Raw genomic sequence first — 2,580 nt, forward strand, 5'->3', positions numbered from 1 at the left:
TGTCAATGGCCACGAAGTTCTCCCCGTAGGCGGCCAGTAGTTCTCCCCGCTGGTGGCCACGGGTTCTCCCCGGTGGCGGCCAGTTGTTTTTCCCCACCCGCTTTCTGATTTGGGTTAGCTGAAGGGCTTCACCCCCTTGCCGGTGGTGGCTTCGGTGAGGCGGAAGGAGTCGCCGTCGGTGACGACGACGTGCGCATGGTGCAGGAGCCGGTCAACGGTGGCGGTGGCCAATGTTTTGGGCATGATCTCGTCGAAGCCGGAGGGGTGCAGGTTGCTTGAGACGGCAATCGCTCGGCGTTCGTAGGCAGCGTCGACGAGGCGATAGAATCCTTCGGCGGCGTCTTCAGAGACCGGGAGCAGACCGATGTCGTCGACGATGATCAGGTCGGAGCGGATGATCCTCGTCAGGGCTCGGGCGATGGAGTCGTCGGCACGGTGCCGGCGGACCAGGGCACCGAGGTCTTCGATGGTGAACCAAGACACCGCCAGCCCAGCTTCGACTGCGGCCTGCCCGAGTGCCTCGGTGAAGTGAGACTTGCCAGTTCCCGAAGGCCCACAGACGCAGAAACATTCACGCCGCCCGACCCACTCCAGGGTGCGGAGCGCGTCCTGGGTGGCGCGGGGAATCGACGATTTCGTTTCGTCCCAGTCGCCGAAGGTCTTGCCGGTAGGGAAACCCGCGCGTTTGCGGCGAGTGTGCAGGTTCGCCCGGTCCCGGCCGGCGGCTTCCTCAGCGAGGAGAACCCGCACGACTTCGGCGGGGTCCCAGCGTTGGGCTTTCGCGGTCGGGATGATATCGCTCAAGGACCTGCGGATATGGGGCAGTTTCAGGCGTTTAGTCAGGTCGATCGCCTCGGCCAACGGGTCGCCGTTAGCGCTGGTAACAGTGCGCAAAGGGGTGCTCATCAGGCGTCATCGCTTTCATCGTCAGTAGTGGCTGGGCTGGCCGGCGCTGGTGTCTGGCCGAAGGTGGACCAGGCGGCGGTGCCCGGTTGCAGAGTGTGGTTCTCGCTGCGACGGACCGGATCAGCGTGTTCGTGGGTGACTTGGTAGTCGAGGATCGAGATCAGGTCCCGATCGGCGAACCGGCCGGTCATCGCCGCCGTCCCCAACGCTCTGTCGACTGCGTCCGGGGAGTGCAGCTTCGAAAGGTCCACGGCCTCGGCCATCTTCGCCCTGATGCGGCGCGCTCCCGCGGCGGCAGCCTCGACCAGCCAGCTGTTGGCACCCTGGCCCAACTGTAGGAAGGCGAGCTCGGCGGCGGTACGAGGCTTGGGCACCCGGTCGGCGGCGTCGCGGTCTGGGCGGGGTGGGTAGTGGTCGTTGTCGAGGACCGGTGAACCGGGTTGGCCGCGGCGGTGCCGCGCGACTTCGACTGCACCGCCATCATTGTCGACGGCGGTCACGATCAGCTCCTCACCATGGAAGCGGGCCCAGACCCGAGTGTCGATCAACGTGTGCGGCACCGAATACCGCACCCCTTCCACCGAGATCGTCGACTCCCAGTTCACCCGCCGGGTAGTGCCGAACACCGCGGTGAACGGAGATTTCGGCAGCGGATGCAGCCGCTGCAACTCTTCGGCCAGCCGCTCGACCGGCCGCCGCCGAGTAGAGCTGTGGACGCGGGTGTTGACGTCGGTGCAGAACTGCCGGCAAGCCGACTCGAGCTCACCGAAAGAGTGATACTGCTCGCGCAGGTTCACCTCCTTCGGCAACAGGTCGGCTTTGGCGATCCGCACCGTCGCCTCACTTCCTCCCTTCGACTCCGGATCAGCAGGTAAACACGTCCGCAGCGTCGTGCCGTAATGCCGTGCCACCTCCACGATCTCCGGATTGCGGACCGCGATCCCGGCCACGTGATCGATCGTCGCGGTCTTCTCGTTGTCGGTGAGGACATAGACCGGAACCCCGCCCAAGCGGCGGAATGTCGCATCCAAACACGCCGCCACCGTCGGCAATGTCTTGTCCCAGATCGGGATCACCACCCGAAATCGCGACCACGCCAACCATGCGCAGAACAACGTCGTCTTCCGGCCGGAAATCGTTGGCCCGTCACCGAAGTCGTACTGTAACCACAGCCCAGGTTCGGTTACCCACGGCCGATACACTCGCCGCCGACCAGCCCGAAACTGGGCCTTCGCCTCCGCGACCGTCCGGCGCGTGGTCCGCTCACCGCCGGTGAACCCCAGCGCGACGATCCGTTCGTGGATGACATCCGCGCGGACCTTGCCCTGCGAGCGGACCACCAACTCCTCGATCTTCGGCAGAAAGTCGTCGATCGCCCGCGCTCGATGCCGCCGGCGGTCCGGCGGCTGCCCCGCAGCGCGCATCTGCACATACCGGGCCACCGTGTGGTGATCACACCCAGCCAGCTCCGCCGCCGCCCGATAACTACCCGTGAGGTCGTACGCCTCCAAAATTTCCATGATCTCCCTGCTCGATTTCATCCACCCAGCGTTGCCGGGACCGAATCTGACTCACAGCAGGTGGGGAACTATCTGGCCGTACGCGGGGAGAAACCATGGCCACAAAATGCGCCATAAATGGCCGCCAGTGGGGAGCTTACGATGGCCGTCGACA

General features: G+C 65.2%; 2 protein-coding genes. Both read right to left on the minus strand.

All coding sequences use genetic code 11. The features are described from left to right. Positions 1 to 114 precede the first annotated feature (114 nt). A complete protein-coding gene (istB, locus tag QRN54_RS33435; RefSeq protein WP_003944771.1) occupies positions 115 to 906 on the minus strand; it encodes an IS21-like element IS1415 family helper ATPase IstB in 792 nt (263 codons plus the stop codon). Then, positions 906 to 2,447 carry an IS21-like element IS1415 family transposase gene (istA, locus tag QRN54_RS33440; protein WP_030538069.1) on the minus strand — a complete coding sequence of 514 codons (1,542 nt, stop codon included), beginning with the start codon at positions 2,445 to 2,447 and terminating at the stop codon, positions 906 to 908. Before istA ends, istB begins: the two co-directional genes overlap by 1 nt. Positions 2,448 to 2,580 lie beyond the last annotated feature (133 nt).

The organism is Rhodococcus sp. MEB032 (assembly GCF_030208925.1).
Classification (GTDB): domain Bacteria; phylum Actinomycetota; class Actinomycetes; order Mycobacteriales; family Mycobacteriaceae; genus Rhodococcus_F; species Rhodococcus_F qingshengii.